Annotated in this window: 11 protein-coding genes and 1 pseudogene; 4 read left to right on the top strand and 8 right to left on the bottom strand. The window is 58.6% G+C overall.

The genetic code is table 11. From position 1 onward, the window contains the following. Positions 1-106: 106 nt before the first annotated feature. From mapR to ACYZT9_RS14550, 3 genes are all read right to left on the bottom strand, one after another. Entirely contained in the window at positions 107-1,516 is a 1,410-nt protein-coding gene (gene mapR / locus ACYZT9_RS14560; RefSeq protein ID WP_462006138.1) for a GntR family transcriptional regulator MpaR, read from the bottom strand. Positions 1,517-1,657: 141 nt separating this feature from the next. Then, entirely contained in the window at positions 1,658-3,088 is a 1,431-nt protein-coding gene (gene ccoG, locus ACYZT9_RS14555; protein WP_462006137.1) for a cytochrome c oxidase accessory protein CcoG, read from the bottom strand. Positions 3,089-3,283: 195 nt separating this feature from the next. After that, positions 3,284-3,517: a DUF3203 family protein gene (locus tag ACYZT9_RS14550; RefSeq protein WP_462006136.1), complete on the bottom strand. Its 234-nt coding sequence runs from the start codon at positions 3,515-3,517 to the stop codon at positions 3,284-3,286. A gap of 138 nt (positions 3,518-3,655) precedes the next feature. On the opposite strand from ACYZT9_RS14550, the pseudogene ACYZT9_RS14545 reads away from it, so the two are divergent. Continuing rightward, positions 3,656-3,760, top strand: a pseudogene (locus tag ACYZT9_RS14545) (MgtC/SapB family protein); the annotation flags it as partial. A 5-nt stretch (positions 3,761-3,765) separates the two neighbouring features. On the opposite strand, the gene ACYZT9_RS14540 reads toward ACYZT9_RS14545, so the two are convergent. Beyond that, positions 3,766-3,948 carry a hypothetical protein gene (locus ACYZT9_RS14540; protein ID WP_462006135.1) on the bottom strand — a complete coding sequence of 61 codons (183 nt, stop codon included), beginning with the start codon at positions 3,946-3,948 and terminating at the stop codon, positions 3,766-3,768. Positions 3,949-4,165: 217 nt separating this feature from the next. On the opposite strand from ACYZT9_RS14540, the gene ACYZT9_RS14535 reads away from it, so the two are divergent. From ACYZT9_RS14535 to glgB, 3 genes are all read left to right on the top strand, one after another. Beyond that, positions 4,166-6,163: an alpha-1,4-glucan--maltose-1-phosphate maltosyltransferase gene (locus tag ACYZT9_RS14535; RefSeq protein WP_462006134.1), complete on the top strand. Its 1,998-nt coding sequence runs from the start codon at positions 4,166-4,168 to the stop codon at positions 6,161-6,163. A 232-nt stretch (positions 6,164-6,395) separates the two neighbouring features. Then, complete coding sequence (gene treS, locus ACYZT9_RS14530) at positions 6,396-9,737, top strand: maltose alpha-D-glucosyltransferase (protein WP_462006133.1); 3,342 nt, start codon at positions 6,396-6,398, stop codon at positions 9,735-9,737. Between the two features lie 2 nt (positions 9,738-9,739). Then, positions 9,740-11,968: a 1,4-alpha-glucan branching protein GlgB gene (glgB, locus tag ACYZT9_RS14525; RefSeq protein ID WP_462006132.1), complete on the top strand. Its 2,229-nt coding sequence runs from the start codon at positions 9,740-9,742 to the stop codon at positions 11,966-11,968. Between the two features lie 82 nt (positions 11,969-12,050). On the opposite strand, the gene ACYZT9_RS14520 is transcribed toward glgB, so the two are convergent. From ACYZT9_RS14520 to ACYZT9_RS14505, 4 genes are all read right to left on the bottom strand, one after another. Continuing rightward, positions 12,051-14,897: an RHS repeat-associated core domain-containing protein gene (locus tag ACYZT9_RS14520; protein ID WP_462006131.1), complete on the bottom strand. Its 2,847-nt coding sequence runs from the start codon at positions 14,895-14,897 to the stop codon at positions 12,051-12,053. A gap of 93 nt (positions 14,898-14,990) precedes the next feature. Further along, the gene (locus ACYZT9_RS14515; protein ID WP_462006130.1) at positions 14,991-16,058 is read right to left on the bottom strand and encodes an autotransporter domain-containing protein; all 1,068 of its coding nucleotides are present in this window, start codon (positions 16,056-16,058) and stop codon (positions 14,991-14,993) included. A 416-nt stretch (positions 16,059-16,474) separates the two neighbouring features. Next, positions 16,475-17,275, bottom strand: a complete 801-nt coding sequence (locus tag ACYZT9_RS14510) for an endonuclease/exonuclease/phosphatase family protein (protein ID WP_462006129.1) — start codon at positions 17,273-17,275, stop codon at positions 16,475-16,477. A gap of 108 nt (positions 17,276-17,383) precedes the next feature. Beyond that, on the bottom strand, positions 17,384-18,142 hold the full coding sequence (locus tag ACYZT9_RS14505; RefSeq protein ID WP_462006128.1) for a PIG-L deacetylase family protein: 759 nt from the start codon (positions 18,140-18,142) through the stop codon (positions 17,384-17,386). Between the last annotated feature and the right edge of the window lie 55 nt (positions 18,143-18,197).

The raw sequence follows: 18,197 nt of genomic DNA, 5'->3' as shown, positions 1-18,197 counted from the left end.
GCCCGCTCCCACAGAGATTGCGGGTGTTCACAGTTTTTTGTTCGCACCGATCAACTGTGGGAGCGGGCTTGCCCGCGAAGGCAATAGACAAGGCAGCATCGATCCTTCAGAACGACCGCACGATCCGCCCCAGCGTCTCCATCGCCTTCTCCGAAGCCTCATCCCAAGGGCTGCCATAGTTCAACCGAATGCAATTTCTGAAGCGCCGGGCCGGCGAAAAAATCGGCCCGGGCGCAATGCTGATCCCCTGAGCCAGCGCCATCTGAAACAACTTCAATGAATCCATCTGCGCCGGTAATTCCAGCCACAAAAAGTATCCGCCTGCCGGCTGACTGACCCGAGTCTGCACCGGAAAGTAGCGCGCAATCGCGGCCAGCATCGCACGCTGCTGTTCTTCCAGTGCGTAACGCAATTTTCGCAAATGGCGGTCATAGCCGCCGTGTTGCAGGTAATCGGCAATGGCTGCCTGAGCCGGCATTGACGCACACAGCGAGGTCATCAGCTTCAGCCGCTCAATCTTTTGCGCATACCGTCCGGCAGCCACCCAGCCAATGCGATAGCCAGGCGCGAGGCTTTTGGCGAACGAGCCGCAATGCATCACCCACCCTTCAGTGTCGAACGCCTTGGCAGGTTTTGGCGCTTGTTGACCGTAATAAAGCTCGGCGTAGACATCGTCTTCAATCAGCGGCACTTGATGGCTGCGCAGTAACGCCACCAGTTCCTGTTTCTTCGCCTCGGGCATGGTCGCGCCCATGGGGTTCTGGAAACTGGTCATGCACCAGCAGGCCTTGATCGGGTGGCGTTCGAGGGTTTGTGCGAGCACGTCGAGGTCGATGCCGTCACGTGGGTGCACGGGGATTTCCACGGCTTTGAGTTTCAGCCGTTCAAGGATTTGCAGGCAGGCATAAAACGCCGGGGCTTCGATAGCCACCAGGTCGCCGGGTTCGGTGACGGCTTGCAGGCACAGGTTCAACGCTTCCAGCGCGCCGTTGGTGATCAGCAGTTCTTCCATGGGCAGCATCAGGCCGCCGACCATGTAGCGCAGGGCGATTTGTCGGCGCAGTTGCGGGTTGCCCGGCGACATGTCGGTGACAACCATGCGCGGGTCCATGTCCCGGGTGGCACTGGCCAGTGAACGGGACAGGCGTGGTAGCGGAAACAGGGTGGGGCTGGGGAAGGCCGAGCCGAAGGGGACGGTATTCGGGTCTTTGATCGAATCGAGCACCGAGAACACCAGTTCGCTGACGTCGACTTCGGTGGATTCGTTGACCTGGCTGCTGATTACCGGCTCTGAAAACGGGCTGGGTGCGTAGGTATTGACGAAGTAACCGGAACGCGGGCGAGCGCGGATCAGGCCGCGACGTTCGAGCAGGTAATAGGCCTGGAACACCGTGGACGGGCTGACGCCGTAGGTCTGGCTGGCGTAGCGTACCGACGGCACGCGCTGGCCGGGGCCGAGGACGCCGGAGCGGATCAGTTCAGCGATGTCATCGGCGAATTTTTCGTAGCGTTTCATCTAAAGCCCGGTTCAGTGTCATTCAGTGAAATCGAGGTGACTTCTTCGCGAGCAAGCCCGCTCCCACATTAGATTTGTGAACACTGGAGATCCAATGTGGGAGCGGGCTTGCTCGCGAATGGCGCACCGCAGTCTAAAGCCTTAACGATTCATCGGAGCAACAAACCGGCTGTCCGCGACGCTATAAATCTCAGGCTCGTCGCTGTCGGCAATCTTGAAGCTGATGCTCTGCGAACTGCTGCTAGGCCGTTCCGTGGTCATCGCTACGGACACCGGCACGTCAACAATCTCGCCGGGCGCCAGACTCAGTTCGGTCCTGCCTTGCAGCTGGAAGCCGGCGCCATCGACCAGGGTCAAACGATAGTCCTGCCGTTGTTGGGTCTTGTTGATGACCTTCAGGCTGTAGATGTTTTCGATCTGCCCCTGGCTGTTCTCGCGGAACAGGCCACGGTCCTTGCTGACGTCCAGCGAGACCATCGGCCGCTCCACGAGGGCCAGGGCCAGTGCACCGATCATCACCAGCAACACGGCGGTGTAGCCGATCAATCGTGGTCGCAGCAGGTGGGTTTTGCCACCTTGCAACTCGTGCTCCGAGGTGTAGCTGATCAGGCCACGGGCGTAGCCCATTTTGTCCATGATCGAATCACAGGCGTCGATACACGCGGCGCACCCGATGCATTCCATCTGCAATCCGTCGCGAATGTCGATACCGGTCGGGCACACCTGCACGCAGAGCTGGCAGTCGATGCAATCACCAAGGTCGACTTCTGCAGGGTTCACGTCACGTTTTCGCGGGCCACGGCTTTCGCCCCGGGCGACGTCGTAGGAAACGGTCAGGGTGTCCTTGTCGAACATCACACTCTGGAACCGCGCATACGGGCACATGTGCATGCACACCGCTTCTCGCAGCCAACCGGCGTTGATGTACGTAGCACCGGTGAAAAACAGCACCCAGAACAGGCTGACGCCGCCGATCTGCAGGGTCAGCAGTTCTTCGGCCAGCGGCCGTATCGGTGTGAAGTAACCGACGAAGGTCAGGCCCGTCAGCAGGCTGATCGCCAGCCACAAGGTGTGCTTGGCCGCGCGGCGCATCAGTTTGTTCAGGCCCCAGGGCGCGGCTTGCAGTTTGATCCGCTGGTTGCGTTCACCTTCGGTGATCTTCTCGCACCACATGAAGATCCAGGTCCAGGAGCTCTGTGGGCAGGTGTAGCCGCACCAGACGCGTCCGGCAAACACGGTGATCGCAAACAGGCCAAACGCAGCAATGATCAGCAGCGCCGACAGCAGGATGAAATCCTGCGGCCAGAAGGTCGCGCCGAAAACGTGGAATTTACTTTCCGAAAGGTCCCAGAGCACCGCCTGGCGGCCGCCCCAGGTCAACCAGACCGTACCGAAGAACAGCAGAAACAGAAAACCCGCGCCGCTCATGCGCAGGGTGCGGAACAGGCCGGTAAAGCTGCGGGTGTGGATCAGGTTGTCGCGGGATTTGGCCTTTAAAGTTGGACGCGAAGGTTCACTGTTTTTTATAAATGAGGCGGGCTCTACGGTTCGAACGGGGATTCTTTCGCTCATGGTCTTTCGCTCATCAGCCTCCATCAGGCCGGGTCACTATGAGCGTCGATCTGTTTGCGTAACAGACTCAGGTATCGCAATAAAAAGCGGATCAGATGAGCGCTGAGCCGCTGCCTGCGACAACTTGAAGCATCCGCCAGGACGGAACGCGGACGCTTATATCAGGCGCCCGCGGGCGTCGTTGATCGGGGTCAGTCAAATCACCGAATCACTGTCCGTGGCCTTCAGATGCCGGCGACCATCCTCTGCACCTGCTACGGTCAATGCATCGGCTTCTGCTTCGGTAATGTAAATGCGCTGGCCGTTGAGATCGACTGCCGACATGGCTTTGTCGCCGTCGGTAATGACAGTGACGTCGGGGCACAGGCGGATTTCTTCGCCGTTCTCGGTGGTGAAAAAGCAGGTCTGATTTTCGATGCGCACAGTCATGGAGAGGTCCTTTTTTCTGCGGGTTCTACAGGGTTAGGGCACAACCGGCGGCCATCGTTCTGTGCAACCGATTAATGGTCGGTACGGTCCGCATCTCTTCCAGACGACTTTTCATTGAATCATTACAAGGACTGCACCATGGACGCATGGCTGCATGAAGTTTGGGTGACGCTGCAAGCGGAGTTCGCCGACATCGGAGATGCCTCACAACTGACACGTGTCACCGTGAGACTGCTGATGGCCAAGCCTTAGACGATCGTTCGTTGCTCGGGACTGACGATCACCGGTGGCATGGTTTCCGGCGGATCTTCCCGCGCCGGCGGCGTAGTGCCAGGCGGCTCCTGCTCGGGCACCGGTTGCGGTTCTGTGGGCGGAATCGTCGGGCTGTCGATGTTCGGATCGGGTGTTTCGGCTGGAATAGGAATACTCATCGTTGAAGTCTCCAGTGGCACATGGCGTAAGTCGTGCTTAAGTTGATTGACCACTGGGAACTGGAATTGATTCCCCCGCAGACGCAGGCAAATCCCCGTGAACTTTTACCAAGCCCTGCCGCTCGGAACCTAAGTGAGTTCATTCCGGGGCCGACAGCCTTGCGCGAATGGCGACCCTGCACAAGAGCGTCCATGGGGCGTAAAGGAGAGATGCTCGATGACTGCCGAAAAACCGACAGAGCTCAATTACAACCCGCATATGCCGCTGTCGCAGGCTTTACTGCTGCCGCGCATCGTTATTGAAGACACCATGCCGACCCTCGATGGCGGGCAATTCGCCGTTAAAGCGGTGGTGGGCCAAGACGTGTTGGTCACGAGCAAAGTCTTCGCCGATGGTCACGACAAACTGGCCGTGCACGTTCGCTGGCGGACCGATGGCGATGAGACCTGGCAAAGCGAAGCCCTGAAAGAGCTGGGCAATAATGGCTGGCAAGGACAGTTTCGCGTGCGGTCCGAGGGTCGCTATGTGTTCTGCATCGAGGCCTGGATCGATCAATTTGCCAGTTTCTGCTATGAGCTGGAGAAGAAGCACGCAGCCAGAGTGCCGGTCAGTCTTGAGTTGCAGGAAGGTCGCAGCCTGGTTCAACAAGCGGCCGAGCGTACCGAAGGCCCACTGAGCGAAGAACTGGCCGCGCTGCACCATGAATTGGCCGGGTTGCTCGAGACCGAGCAGGTGGCGCTGTTTCTGCACCAGCGTAGCGCCGACCTGATGGCTCAGGCCGATCACCGCGCCTATTTAAGTCTCAGCCCCGAGTACCCGCTGGACGTCGAGCGTGAGCTCGCCCAGTTTGCCAGTTGGTATGAACTGTTTCCGCGTTCGATCACCGACGACCCGACACGTCACGGCACCTTTAACGACGTGCATTCACGGCTACCGATGATTCAGGACATGGGTTTCGACGTGCTGTATTTCCCGCCGATCCACCCGATCGGCCGCAGCTATCGCAAAGGCCCCAACAATTCCCTCACCGCCGGTCCCGATGACCCGGGCAGTCCGTATGCCATCGGCAGTGAAGAGGGCGGGCACGAGGCGATTCACTCGGAGTTGGGCACGCGCGAAGATTTCCGTCGACTGGTGGCCGCCGCCGCCGGCCATGGCCTGGAAATCGCGCTCGACTTCGCCATCCAGTGTTCCCAGGACCACCCATGGCTCAAGCAGCACCCCGGCTGGTTCAACTGGCGCCCGGACGGCACGATCAAATACGCCGAGAACCCGCCGAAGAAGTACCAGGACATCGTCAACGTCGACTTCTATGCCGCCGAGGCGATTCCGGGCCTTTGGTTGGCTCTACGCGACATCGTGGTCGGTTGGGTCGAAGAGGGCGTGAAGATCTTTCGCGTCGACAATCCGCACACCAAACCATTGCCGTTCTGGCAGTGGTTGATCGCCGATGTGCGGGCGCTTTACCCAGAGGTGATCTTCCTTGCCGAAGCCTTCACCACGCCGGCGATGATGGCGCGTTTGGGCAAGGTCGGGTATTCGCAGAGCTACACCTACTTCACCTGGCGCAATACCAAGTACGAACTGTCGACTTATTTCAGCGAGCTCAACGAATCGCCGTGGCGCGAATGCTACCGGCCGAACTTCTTCGTCAATACACCGGACATCAACCCGGCGTTCCTGCATGAGTCCGGACGCGCCGGTTTTCTGATCCGTGCAGCCTTGGCAACCATGGGTTCCGGACTGTGGGGCATGTATTCAGGTTTCGAGCTCTGTGAAGCCGCGCCCGTGCCGGGGAAGGAGGAATACCTCAACTCCGAGAAGTACGAGATTCGCCCGAGGGATTTCAATGCGCCCGGCAACATCATCGCCGAGATCGCGCAGCTCAACCGCATTCGTCGGCAAAACCCGGCGTTGCATACGCATTTGGGCCTGACGATCTACAACGCCTGGAACGACAACATTCTGTATTTCGGCAAACGCAGCGAGGATGGCAGCAACTTCATTCTGGTCGCGGTCAGCCTCGATCCGCATAACGTTCAGGAGGCGAATTTCGAATTGCCGCTGTGGGAAATGGGTTTACCCGACGATGCCAGTACCCAGGGTGAGGATTTGATGAGCGGTCATCGCTGGACATGGCACGGCAAGTACCAGTTCATGCGCATCGATCCGGCGCATCAGCCGTTCGGGATCTGGCGGATCACCGCGTCCTAGTACACCTCGGATACCTGTGGCGAGGGGATTCTGTGGCGAGGGGATGTATCCCCGTTGGGCCGCGAAGCGGCCCCCCAAATAAACCAGACAACCTATTCCTCCCGACAGATTTCGATTCACAGTAATTACGACTGCTTCGCAGCCGAACGGGGATACATCCCCTCGCCACAAAAGCCCAATACCAAAGCTAATGGCGCTGTGGTGGTTTTTTCGAATTCAACAGGAGTTACAAATGGCGAAGAAACCCAAGGCAGCCACCTTTATCAAGGACCCGCTCTGGTACAAGGATGCAGTGATCTACCAGGTTCACGTTAAGTCTTTTTTCGACTCCAACAACGATGGGATCGGCGACTTTCCCGGTCTTATCGCCAAACTCGATTACATCGCCGACCTCGGTGTCAACACCATCTGGCTCCTGCCGTTTTACCCGTCGCCACGTCGCGATGACGGCTACGACATCGCCGAATACCGCGGCGTGCATTCGGATTACGGCACGATGGCGGACGCCAGGCGCTTTATCTCTGAAGCCCACAAGCGTGGCTTGCGGGTCATCACCGAACTGGTCATTAACCACACCTCGGACCAACACGCCTGGTTCCAGCGTGCACGCAAAGCCAAACCCGGTTCGGCGGCGCGGGACTTTTACGTCTGGTCCGATGACGATAAAAAATACGACGGCACCCGCATCATCTTTCTCGACACCGAAAAATCCAACTGGACCTGGGACCCGGTCGCCGGACAGTACTTCTGGCACCGTTTCTATTCCCATCAGCCGGACCTGAACTTCGATAACCCGCAGGTCATGAAAGCCGTGCTTTCGGTGATGCGCTACTGGCTCGACATGGGCATCGACGGGCTACGCCTGGATGCGATTCCGTACCTCATCGAACGGGATGGCACCAACAATGAAAACCTGCCCGAGACCCACGACGTCCTCAAGCAGATCCGCGCCGAAATCGACGCCAATTACCCCGACCGCATGCTGCTGGCCGAGGCCAACCAATGGCCGGAAGACACTCAGCTGTATTTTGGTGAAACCGACAAGAAGGGCATGAATGGCGACGAGTGTCACATGGCCTTCCACTTCCCGTTGATGCCGCGCATGTACATGGCGCTGGCCCAGGAAGACCGCTTCCCGATCACCGATATTCTGCGTCAGACCCCGGAAATCCCGGCCAACTGTCAGTGGGCGATTTTCCTGCGCAACCACGATGAGTTGACCCTGGAAATGGTCACCGACAAGGAGCGCGATTACCTGTGGAATTACTACGCGGCCGACCGACGGGCGCGGATCAACCTGGGGATTCGCCGTCGGCTCGCACCGTTGATGGAGCGTGACCGTCGCCGAGTGGAGCTGCTCAACAGCCTGCTGCTGTCGATGCCCGGCACGCCGACCCTGTATTACGGCGATGAAATCGGCATGGGTGACAACATCTACCTCGGTGACCGCGACGGCGTGCGCACGCCGATGCAGTGGTCGATCGACCGTAACGGCGGTTTCTCCCGCGCCGATCCGGCCAGCCTGGTGCTGCCACCGATCATGGACCCGCAATACGGTTACCTGTCGGTCAACGTCGAAACCCAGGCCGGCGATCCGCATTCGTTGTTGAACTGGACCCGGCGCATGCTCGCCGTGCGCAAGCAGTCCAAGGCGTTCGGACGCGGCACCCTGAAAATGCTGTCGCCGAGCAACCGGCGGATTCTGGCCTACACCCGTGAATTCTCCGGGCCGGATGGCAAATACGAAATCATCCTGTGTGTCGCCAACGTATCGCGCAGTGCGCAAGCGGCGGAACTGGACCTGTCGGCCTACGTCGGCATGGTGCCGGTGGAAATGCTCGGTGGTAACGCCTTCCCGCCGATTGGCCAATTGAATTTCCTCCTGACCCTGGCGCCTTACGGCTTCTATTGGTTCGGACTTGCTGCGGAGAATCAAATGCCTAGCTGGCACGTAGAACCGGCGCAAAGCCTGCCGGACTTCACCACATTGGTGCTGAAAAAACGCCTCGAAGAACTGCTCGAAGCGCCGTCTCGCGGCACGCTGGAGCAGGGCATCCTGCCGAACTGGTTGCAGAACCGGCGCTGGTTCGCCGGCAAGGACGCGGCCATCGAGCAGGTCAACCTGACCTACGGCGTGCGCTTCGGTGATGCAGCGCATCCGGTGCTGCTGAGTGAAATCGAAGTCACCAGCGGCGGCCAGACCAGCCGTTATCAGTTGCCGTTCGGGTTCATTGCTGACGACCAGGTCGGGCCGGCGTTGCCGCAACAACTGGCGCTGTCGCGAGTGCGGCGCGGTCCGCAGGTGGGCTTGATCACGGATGCGTTCAGCCTCGAAAACTTCATTCGCGCGGTATTGCAAGGCATGCGGGACAGCACCGTGCTGCCTTCCGATGGTGGCGAGATTCGTTTCGAACCGACTGCCGAGCTGGCCAGACTGGGCCTGACGGCGGAATCGGAAGTGCGCTACCTCTCTGCCGAGCAGTCCAACAGTTCAGTGGTGATCGGCAACAGCCTGGTGCTCAAACTGATCCGCAAGGTCGCCTCCGGCGTGCATCCGGAACTGGAAATGAGCGCGTACCTGACCGCTGCTGGCTTCGCCAATATCTCGCCGCTGCTGGGGTCGGTCGTCCGCCGCGATGCCAAGGGCGAAGACAATCTGCTGATGATCGCCCAAGGCTACTTGAGCAATCAGGGCGATGCGTGGGAGTGGACGCAGAACAACCTCGAACGGGCGTTGCGCGATGAACTGGCGGACGCCATGTCGGAGCAGGAGCAACACTACAACGCCCTTGGAGAACTGAAAGATTTTGCGGGCATGCTCGGTCAGCGTCTGGGTGAGATGCATCAGGCACTGGCCGCGCCTACCGACAACCCGGACTTCGCCCCGCAAGTCACCACGCAAAAAGATGCCCTTGCGTCGGCCAAGGATGTCGCCGCGCAACTGGAACATGCGCTGAAGTTGCTCCAGCAGCATCAAAGCGAACTGAACGCTGCGGACAAAAACCTGGTCACTCGTTTACTGGACAACAAAAAAGCCATCCTAAGCCACGTCCAGGCACTGGGTAAAAAGGCGACCGGTGGTTTGCGGATTCGCGTCCATGGCGACTTGCACCTGGGGCAAGTGCTGGTGATCAAGGGCGATGCTTACCTGATCGACTTCGAAGGCGAACCGGCGAGGCCGCTGGCCGAACGGCGCGGCAAGCACAGCCCGTACAAAGATGTCAGCGGTGTATTGCGCTCGTTCGATTACGCGGCAGCCATGGCGATCAACGTGCACAACGTGGATAACACCGCCGAAGCTCAAGCCGCACGTCAGCGCGTATCGGACCGCTATCTAAATGAGGCGAAACAGACATTTGTCGTCGCCTATCGGCTGGCGGCAGCTAGTCTTGCTCATGCGTGGCAAGATCCGGAAGGCGAGGACGCAGCGCTCGCGTTGTTCGGCCTGGAGAAGGCGGCGTATGAGGTGGCCTATGAGGCTGAGAATCGGCCCACCTGGTTGCCCGTTCCGTTGCACGGCTTATATGGATTATTGAGTGGGCTTAAACCCTATTCCGATCTTGGTGGAGAGTAGTCATGAGTATCTCGAACAAGGAACAGGGTCACGCTAAAGAGGCGTTACTGCCCGGATCGCGGGACATCGACGCGCTGGTACGCGCCCAGCATCACGACCCCTTTGCAATTCTTGGCCCCCATGGCGATGACGTTGGCGGTCAATTCATCCGGGTTTACCTGCCAGACGCATTGAGCGTGCAGGTGCTAGCCAAAGACTCCGGGGAAGAACTCGGCACCCTTGAGGCCACCGAAACGCCCGGTCTGTTTGTCGGGCATTTCGATCGGGCGCAGCCGTATGTGCTGCGCACGCGGTGGGCGGGCGGCGAACAGGTTGCCGAAGACCCTTACAGCTTCGGCCCGTTGCTTGGTGAGATGGACTTATACTTGTTCGCCGAAGGCAATCATCGCGACTTGAGCAGTTGCCTCGGTGCGCAGCTGAAAAACGTCGACGGTATCGACGGCGTGCGTTTCGCCGTGTGGGCACCGAACGCCAAACGGGTGTCGGTGGTTGGCGACTTCAATAACTGGGACGGCCGTCGGCACCCGATGCGCCTGCGTCACCCTACCGGCGTCTGGGAGTTGTTCATCCCGCGCATGCAGGCAGGTGAGGCCTACAAGTACGAGATCCTCGGTGCCCAAGGCATTCTGCCGCTCAAAGCCGATCCGATGGCGCTGGCCACCTCGATGCCGCCGGACACCGCGTCGAAAGTTGCTTCGCCACTGAACATCGACTGGCAGGACCACGAGTGGATGCAGGCACGCGTCGAGCGTTCACACCCCAGTGCACCGCTGTCGATCTACGAATTGCACGCCGGTTCCTGGCAATGCGAGCTGGACGATTTGGGCGAAGTGGCCCGTCAGTACACCTGGCATGAATTGGGCGAACGGTTGATTCCGTACGTCAAGGAACTGGGTTTCACCCACATCGAACTGATGCCGATCATGGAACACCCGTTCGGCGGTTCGTGGGGCTATCAACTGCTCTCGCAGTTTGCCCCGAGTGCCCGTTACGGTTCGCCGGATGATTTCGCGGCGTTCGTCAACGCCTGCCACCTGGCCGACATCGGCGTCATCCTCGATTGGGTGCCGGCGCATTTCCCGACCGATACCCACGGCCTGGCGCAATTCGACGGCACCGCGTTGTACGAATACGGCAACCCGCAGGAAGGCTTCCATCAGGACTGGGACACGCTGATCTACAACCTCGGGCGCACCGAAGTGCACGGCTACATGCTGGCGTCAGGGCTGCACTGGCTCAAGCATTTCCACGTCGATGGCCTGCGCGTCGATGCGGTGGCATCAATGCTGTATCGCGATTACTCGCGCAAGGCCGGCGAGTGGGTGCCGAACCGTCACGGCGGTCGCGAAAACCTTGAAGCGATCGACTTCCTGCGCCACCTCAACGACGTGGTCAATCTGGAAGCGCCCGGCGCGCTGGTGATTGCCGAAGAATCCACGGCGTGGCCCGGCGTCAGCCAGAGTACGCAACAGGGCGGCCTGGGTTTCGATTACAAATGGAACATGGGCTGGATGCACGATTCGCTGCATTACATCCAGCAGGATCCGGTGTATCGCGCCCATCACCACAACGAACTGAGCTTTGGCCTGATGTATGCCTGGTCCGAGCGCTTCATCCTGCCGATTTCCCACGACGAAGTGGTCCACGGCAAACACTCGCTGATCGACAAGATGCCGGGTGATCGCTGGCAGAAGTTCGCCAACCTGCGGGCGTACCTGAGCTTCATGTGGGCGCATCCGGGCAAGAAACTGTTGTTCATGGGGTGCGAATTCGGCCAGTGGCGTGAGTGGAACCACGATCAGCAGCTGGATTGGTACTTGCTGCAGTATTCGGAACACAAAGGTGTGCAGAAACTCGTCGGCGACCTGAATGCGTTATATCGCGTAGAGCCCGCCTTGCATGATCAGGACGACGCGCCGCAAGGGTTCCAGTGGTTGATTGGCGATGATGCGATCAACAGTGTTTATGCGTTCATGCGCTGGAGCAAGGATGGACGGCCAGTGTTGGTGGTGGCTAACTTTACCCCCGTGCCGCGCGAGGGCTACCGGGTTGGCGTGCCGTTCGCCGGGCGATGGGCTGAGGTGATCAACAGTGATTCGGAGAAGTATGCGGGTTCGAATTACGGAAACAGTGGCGGGACGTTTGCCGAGGAAGAACCGAGCCACGGTCAGGCGTTGTCGCTGGTGCTTAATTTGCCGCCGTTGGCGGTGTTAATGTTGCGGCCGGAGTAGAGCCGTCGCGGCTAAGGGAGCCGAATCGAACGGAAATAGTTCGGTCTGTGCTCCCTTTAGTTTTCATTGTCTACTCGGGAGTCTAATGAGGCATCGGATGCGGTGCTTCCGTAAACCCTCTTATCTCTTTGAGCTTGATTACATGGACATTACTACCTCTCTCTTTTGTTATTTCAGTGACTTGAAAGTCTGCATGTATGGTGAATACCAGATCTTTTTCATATGAGAACCTTGAAATTACGTTTGCTGCACTGAATCCTGTAATTTCCATAAGCACCGGTATTTCCCCATGCATGAATGTTCTAGCAACCTCTTCGTTCCTGTCCACAGATAGAAAACTTTTGGAGTACAGGACAGTCCCTTTCTCTTTGGCTTTTTGAAACTTTTTCATTCCTTTTTCGCTGATATCCTGTCCTCGGTAATAGGTCTTCATTTCGGTACTTGACTGTTTGTACAGTTGGTAATTTACGCTGGCAGCATCTTCAAGATCGAAACCACTGCCCACGAATCTCACGTCAGTCGCCGTTTTTTTATCGAGCGCATCATCACCATGCCGGTGTTGTATCTCTTTGACGACATCCCTGCCGCGCAGTTTGATGGGCGAGCCCGTCCTCATGCCGTTATTTATCCGTTGAGAGCCTATATTTGTTCCATAGATAATGTTGAATGTTTTTAGTTCGGTAAATTCTGGAGTCGGAGCAGTAACCTGTTTTAGGGCGGCTGCAGGTTTCCGCTGTTCAGTATTCGCGCGAGGGGATAATTCTACTTTGATTCTTTCTATTGCAGCTATCAGAGTGTCGTGAGGCTGATCGCTATAAACATCTCTCAGAGCGCGTATGGCAAGTTTCGGATTTTGAGCATAGGCCTCAAGAAAACCGTCTTCTTTGATCATTTTTCGCGCCAATTTCCCTTCCGGCGATAACCCGTTGGGGTCATGCAACGCAACAGGGTTATTTCGCACCATTCGATACAAGTTAGGTCCATCAATTTGCCCCGCCGGGTCCGGATTGATCCACCGGGCCAACCACGACGCGTAATAGCGGAATCCGTAGTAATAGAGTCCTGTCGCATCTCGTTCCTTACCGGAATAACGTACGGTTTTGTACTTGGCTTCGACGGCGTTTCGACCTGCCCAAAGCGACGTTCCGCCGAATGCGTAAAACAACTCCCAACTGATCACGCTGGCCTGCTGGTCCAGTTCCAGCGTGCAGGATTTCACCTGATCGTTGAGGTTGTAGCGCACTTGATCCTGAGCAATTTCGTCGGGTGGCTTCGCGGCCCAATGCAGCACGCGCACGCTGTTACTGCCAGCGCCGGCCGTGATGACATGCAAGATTTCCCCGGTGCCGCTGTGGCTGCGGATTTCCAGGCCGGGCAGGTAACGCACTTCGCGAAAAAGGGTGCGGGCGTTGGTCTGGCTCCAATGCACTTTGCGCACCCGTTGACCGCCAGCGTCGTAGATGTAGCGTTCACGATCGTCTTCGCTATCATCGCGTAAGACGAGGCGCACTTCGCTCAGTTGGTTGCGCAGGTTCCAATTCAAACGTTGTGCAGGTTGCAGCTCCAGGAGATTGCCATTGGCATCAAACCCGTCGGTCAGTTCGTCTTCGGTCGGTGGCCGGCCATCACGTTCGGGCAAACAGCGGTTGCTGTAGCGGGCTCGGGTCAGGGTGCGGCCCTGGGCCTGTGCGCCGACATGCACAAGATCCAGCAGATTGCCGGCGGCGTCGTAATGGAGCGTTTGTGTGTAATGGGCGATTTGGTTGGGGTCCGGGATTAACGGTTGCAGCTCGGGCAGGGCGCCGCCGCCGCTGCCGGTCGCAGCTTCACAACCCGTGGCTTTGAGTAATTGACCGAGCGTGTCGTACTGATAGAGCTTGATCGGTTCGATGCGCTGGTTCTTGAAGAAGTGGATTGGTTGCGCGGCATCCTCGATGCTCAGCACGTTGCCCACGGCGTCGTACTGATATTTCTGGTGTTGCAACGGTGTGCCATCGGCTTTGTGAGCGCTCAGCTCGGTGAGTCGGCCATCGGCGTCGTCGTAAAAATGGCGGGTGACGACGCCGTTGCCGGCAGTTTCCGCTTCGACTTGGTTAATGGCGTTGTAACGAAGATCACTGACCAGCAGTTTCTCAGCCTGGCCAATGTCCGCGAGAGTCAGGCGGGTGTTTTTCAGCTGCCCCGCGACGGTGTAGGCGGACGCCTGGCGATTGCCCAATGCATCGGTCTGCTGCAAGAGTTCGGACGTAGGTGCGTATTGGCAGGAAGTGGTCGCGCCGACGCCGGGTTCGAGTAGTGCATCCCGCTCGGCGACCTTCAGCGGCCAATCCGGCGCATCAGTGCTGAGCAAAAAGTGCCGTGTGTGGCGCAGCACATTACCGGAAAGGCCCAAGTCCCGAACATGAACCGTACCGGCCGGGTCATCGTGGCGAACCAGCTGGCCACACAGGTTACGCGCGGCAGCTTCTGGATTCGCATCGGCATAGGTAAAGCGCTCCAGCGCATGCTCGGCGACTTCGTGCCCCCGTTCACGCACGGCCAGTGGCCGCAACAGATGATCGTATTCAGTCAGCGAATGGCTGCCACGACCGTCCCAACTCTCCAGGCCTTGCCCGGCTTCGCCCTGTAAGCCAGCGCGCCATCCCGCATCCACGCTGTCGGTCGACAGCGCGACGCCGGACAGGCTCGTCACTTGGCTCAGATTAAACGGCGTCGACGCATCAATTCGAGCCAGATCAAACAGACGCGGATCACGGCTGGCCAGCAACCGGCCGACCGCGTCGTAGCGTTGCTCGGTCACCCGGGTGTCAATCGGATCAACCGCCTCCCGCCGATGAAACTGCACGGCCCGAATCAGCAGCCCACGCGCATCCGACACTTGAATGGTCGGCGTGCCGGTATGCGCGTGTGACGATAACTCGTTTGGCATCCGTGCAAGCCTGAATCATAGTGGAGTGTCATCACAATGCACGACCTGCACGAGCCTGCCTACTGTAAGAAGTAACAGTTCAGGCAGGTTTTCTCACCACCGCATCCGCACACCCAGACTGCCAATCAACCCGTTCAAATCATTGTCATCCACATCGCTGCTGTAATCGGCACTGACGTACAGACTCACGGCGGGTGTGACTCTGGCCACCAGCCCCAACCCCACTTCGATGGTTGATGAGTTGCGACTGCTGCTGATCTTGTCGACTTGATCCAGGGTCACGGTATTGCCGGTATACACCGTGTGCCAAAGGTTGGTCCGCACGTACGGTTCAACCCCGAGGCCGTTGAAGTCGTAGCTACCCTTCAACCGTGCACCGACCCGTCCGCTCCAGGAGCTCAGGTCGCTGGACGTCGCATTTCCCGAGCCCGCGTAGGGCGTATCCAGCGTAATTCGCTGATTGATCAACTGCGCCTGGGGTTCGACGACCCAGTTGTCGCTCAGACCAATCGGAAAGCTGCCTTCTACCGAGAAGGTGACGGCGCTGCCTTCGGTGACTTGCCGGGCGCCTTGTTCATTGCGGCTGAACCCGTTGACGCGACCGCCGCTGGCCGACAAGTCAATGTGCCAGCCTTGGGGGCCGGTCAGGCTCCAGTAGGCGCCGAGGCTCTGGCCTTCCAGGTTTAACGTGTCTGTGCTGCGGTCGGCGAGGGCGCGACTGGTCAGCAGGCCGTTGTCGTTACCCCTGAACTGACTGGCGCCGCCGATCAGGCCGATCTGCTGGGTATGGCCGCTGCCACTTTGCAGCGTGAGAATGGCCGGACCCTTGTATTGATTGACGCCAGGAAGCGTGAAGCCCTGGGACTGGTAATCGGTTTGAGCCTGCCGCGACGCCTGTCCGTAAAGCTGATCCCAGGCCGCAGGCTCAGCGTCTTCAATCGTCAGGTGTGAACTTCGCAAATCGGGCATGGCGCTGAAGCGACTGGGGTAGGTTGTAGCGAGTGCGGGCAAGGTGAGCGCCGGGGCCTCCTGGTCATACCAGGGCGTTGTTTCTTCCTCGGCAGACGAGGCCTGCAGTTCCATGGATGAGCAAAGCAGGAGTGAACCCGAGACTGTGCAAAAAGTGATTTTGATCTCTTGTGGGGTGAAGGAAGTTTTCATGGAGGTCTACCTTGCAGTCGCATGCGGTATCTCGCTCTGGCGTCTCTCCTACCCCGAATGAGGGGCGACCGAATGGCGTGGGGCAAGCCTTTTCCCGCCCGTTTTCACGGGTGTCTGGTGGCTTGCCTCGGGTATTACTTCCGGGGGTAGTACGGTGAAGCTAAGAAGACTGAGGGCCCCGCGTCAAGAAAATGAACGATGAGCGGTATGGCTAAATTAGCTGATGCAACTGATTGTTTTTCTGCGCTTATCTAAGTTCTTGTTTGTACGAAAAATCATCGTGGAAGCCCTGATTCAGAGGCATTCGGCAGCCGACAATCGGTATGACGCCAAAAATGACCAAAGGAATTCTCCTATCAATTTCAACCTCAAATTGCTGTCAATAGTGCTTCAGCAGACGTTGGTGCGTGAAGGCGTCACAAATGCACTTCCACCGCCAACGGCAAATGATCCGACAAATGCGTCCATGGCCTGCTTCCCAATATCCGCGGGTCGTGACTACTGGCATTGCGCAGATAAATCCGGTCCAGGCGCAGCAACGGAAAGCGCGCGGGATAGGTTTTGGCAGGACGACCATGGTGGCGTTCGAAGGCTTCATGCAGGTAGTCGCGACGGCCGAGGGCGGCGTTGCCCTGTAGCTTCCAGTCGTTAAAGTCGCCGGCGATGATTACCGGAGCATCGTCGGGCAATGATTCCAGCAGCTGGCAGAGTAATTCGAGCTGCAACTGGCGATGGCTTTCCAGCAGGCTCAGGTGCACGCAGATCGCGTGGACTTCGGCGTGACCCGGGACGTCCAGCACACAATGCAATAGTCCGCGGCGTTCGGGACCGGTGATCGAGACGTCGAGGTTGCGGTATTCGCGGATCGCATACTTCGACAGCAGTGCGTTGCCATGGTGGCCATCCGGGTAAACCGCGTTGCGCCCGTAGGCGAAATCGCTCCACATGCTGTCCGCCAGAAACTCGTATTGCGAGGTCTGCGGCCAATCGTTGAAACGGGAAGAATGCCGCTCGTGTACACCGACGACTTCCTGCAGGAACACCAGGTCTGCCGACGTGCTACGTACCGCCTCACGCAGTTCCGGAAGAATGAAGCGTCGGTTGAACGCGGTAAACCCCTTGTGGGTGTTGACCGTCAACACCCGAAGTCGATGAATCGCCGGGGGCGTATTCAATGGCACTGGGTCGACGGACTGCCGTTTGGAATCATTGGTCACTTTCACTCCTCTGGATCAGGGTTGCTTAAGCATGCGACTGAAACCGGCGCGGGCAGTTCAGTTCGAATGTAAACCTCTGAGCCCGCTCCCACATTGGATGGGGTTAGTTCAGACGAACACGATTTCATACGGCAACCGCATACGCTCAAGCAGCACCGGTGGCAGCAGCGGGGCGATACCAATGGCGGGTTCACCGTCGAGCTGGCTGGCGTAAGCATGGGTGGCGTGGCTTTTGCGCGCTATGGTCCAGGTATCGAGCCGAACCTTGCGGGCCCGATGCCAGGGAATCAATCCACTGTCACGCGTCGGCCAGTGCCAGGCCCAGACCGGCAATTCATTGAACGCGGCCCCAACCGAGGCCGCGGCTTCGGCGCTGGCTCGGCCGACAGTTTCATGGTCGACGTTGCCGTCCTTGCACCAAGTGCTAAACACCACATCGCCAGGCCGCAGGTAGCGGGCAATGAACTGAGTCAATTGAAGCTCGCGCTCGGCGAGGGCATTGTCGGTGAAACCGCCGCGAATCCACTTCAGGCTGTGCATCGGCAATCCGAGCCGGCGCAAGGCTTCGACGCTTTCCTGGGGGCGAAACACGCTGAGGCGTTTCTCCGACCACTGCTGCGACCCCGGATGACTGGCGCTGCCGTCGGTGATCGAGATCAATTGCAGGGGATGGCCAAGGGCGCTGAGTAATTGCAGCAGACCGCCGCAGGTCACGACTTCGTCACCGGGATGCGGTGCAATCACCACGGCGCGCGCGCCAGCAGGGACCAGGGTCTGAGTGTTGATGACCGGAACATTGTCCAGCTGAGGCACGTTATTCCAGATCTGGGCTGACAGGCTGCTGTCGCTGAGGGAAACAGGTTTCATCGGGCTACGTCCTTGTTCTCGTTCATTGCAATGTTCCGCGCTCCGAACCCTGGAT

Source organism: Pseudomonas sp. ZT5P21 (assembly GCF_054897785.1).
The sequence above is the reverse complement of the archived record's forward strand: the minus strand, read 5'-3'. Positions and strand labels throughout refer to the sequence as shown.

Bases quoted from the DNA above. Each gene is read 5' to 3' on its own strand.
- ACYZT9_RS14540 (WP_462006135.1), bottom strand. From the start codon at position 3,948: ATGAGTATTCCTATTCCAGCCGAAACACCCGATCCGAACATCGACAGC.
- ACYZT9_RS14535 (WP_462006134.1), top strand. From the start codon at position 4,166: ATGACTGCCGAAAAACCGACAGAGCTCAATTACAACCCGCATATGCCG.
- ccoG (WP_462006137.1), bottom strand. From the start codon at position 3,088: ATGAGCGAAAGAATCCCCGTTCGAACCGTAGAGCCCGCCTCATTTATA.
- treS (WP_462006133.1), top strand. From the start codon at position 6,396: ATGGCGAAGAAACCCAAGGCAGCCACCTTTATCAAGGACCCGCTCTGG.
- ACYZT9_RS14520 (WP_462006131.1), bottom strand. From the start codon at position 14,897: ATGCCAAACGAGTTATCGTCACACGCGCATACCGGCACGCCGACCATT.
- glgB (WP_462006132.1), top strand. From the start codon at position 9,740: ATGAGTATCTCGAACAAGGAACAGGGTCACGCTAAAGAGGCGTTACTG.
- ACYZT9_RS14550 (WP_462006136.1), bottom strand. From the start codon at position 3,517: ATGACTGTGCGCATCGAAAATCAGACCTGCTTTTTCACCACCGAGAAC.
- ACYZT9_RS14515 (WP_462006130.1), bottom strand. From the start codon at position 16,058: ATGAAAACTTCCTTCACCCCACAAGAGATCAAAATCACTTTTTGCACA.
- mapR (WP_462006138.1), bottom strand. From the start codon at position 1,516: ATGAAACGCTACGAAAAATTCGCCGATGACATCGCTGAACTGATCCGC.
- ACYZT9_RS14505 (WP_462006128.1), bottom strand. From the start codon at position 18,142: ATGAAACCTGTTTCCCTCAGCGACAGCAGCCTGTCAGCCCAGATCTGG.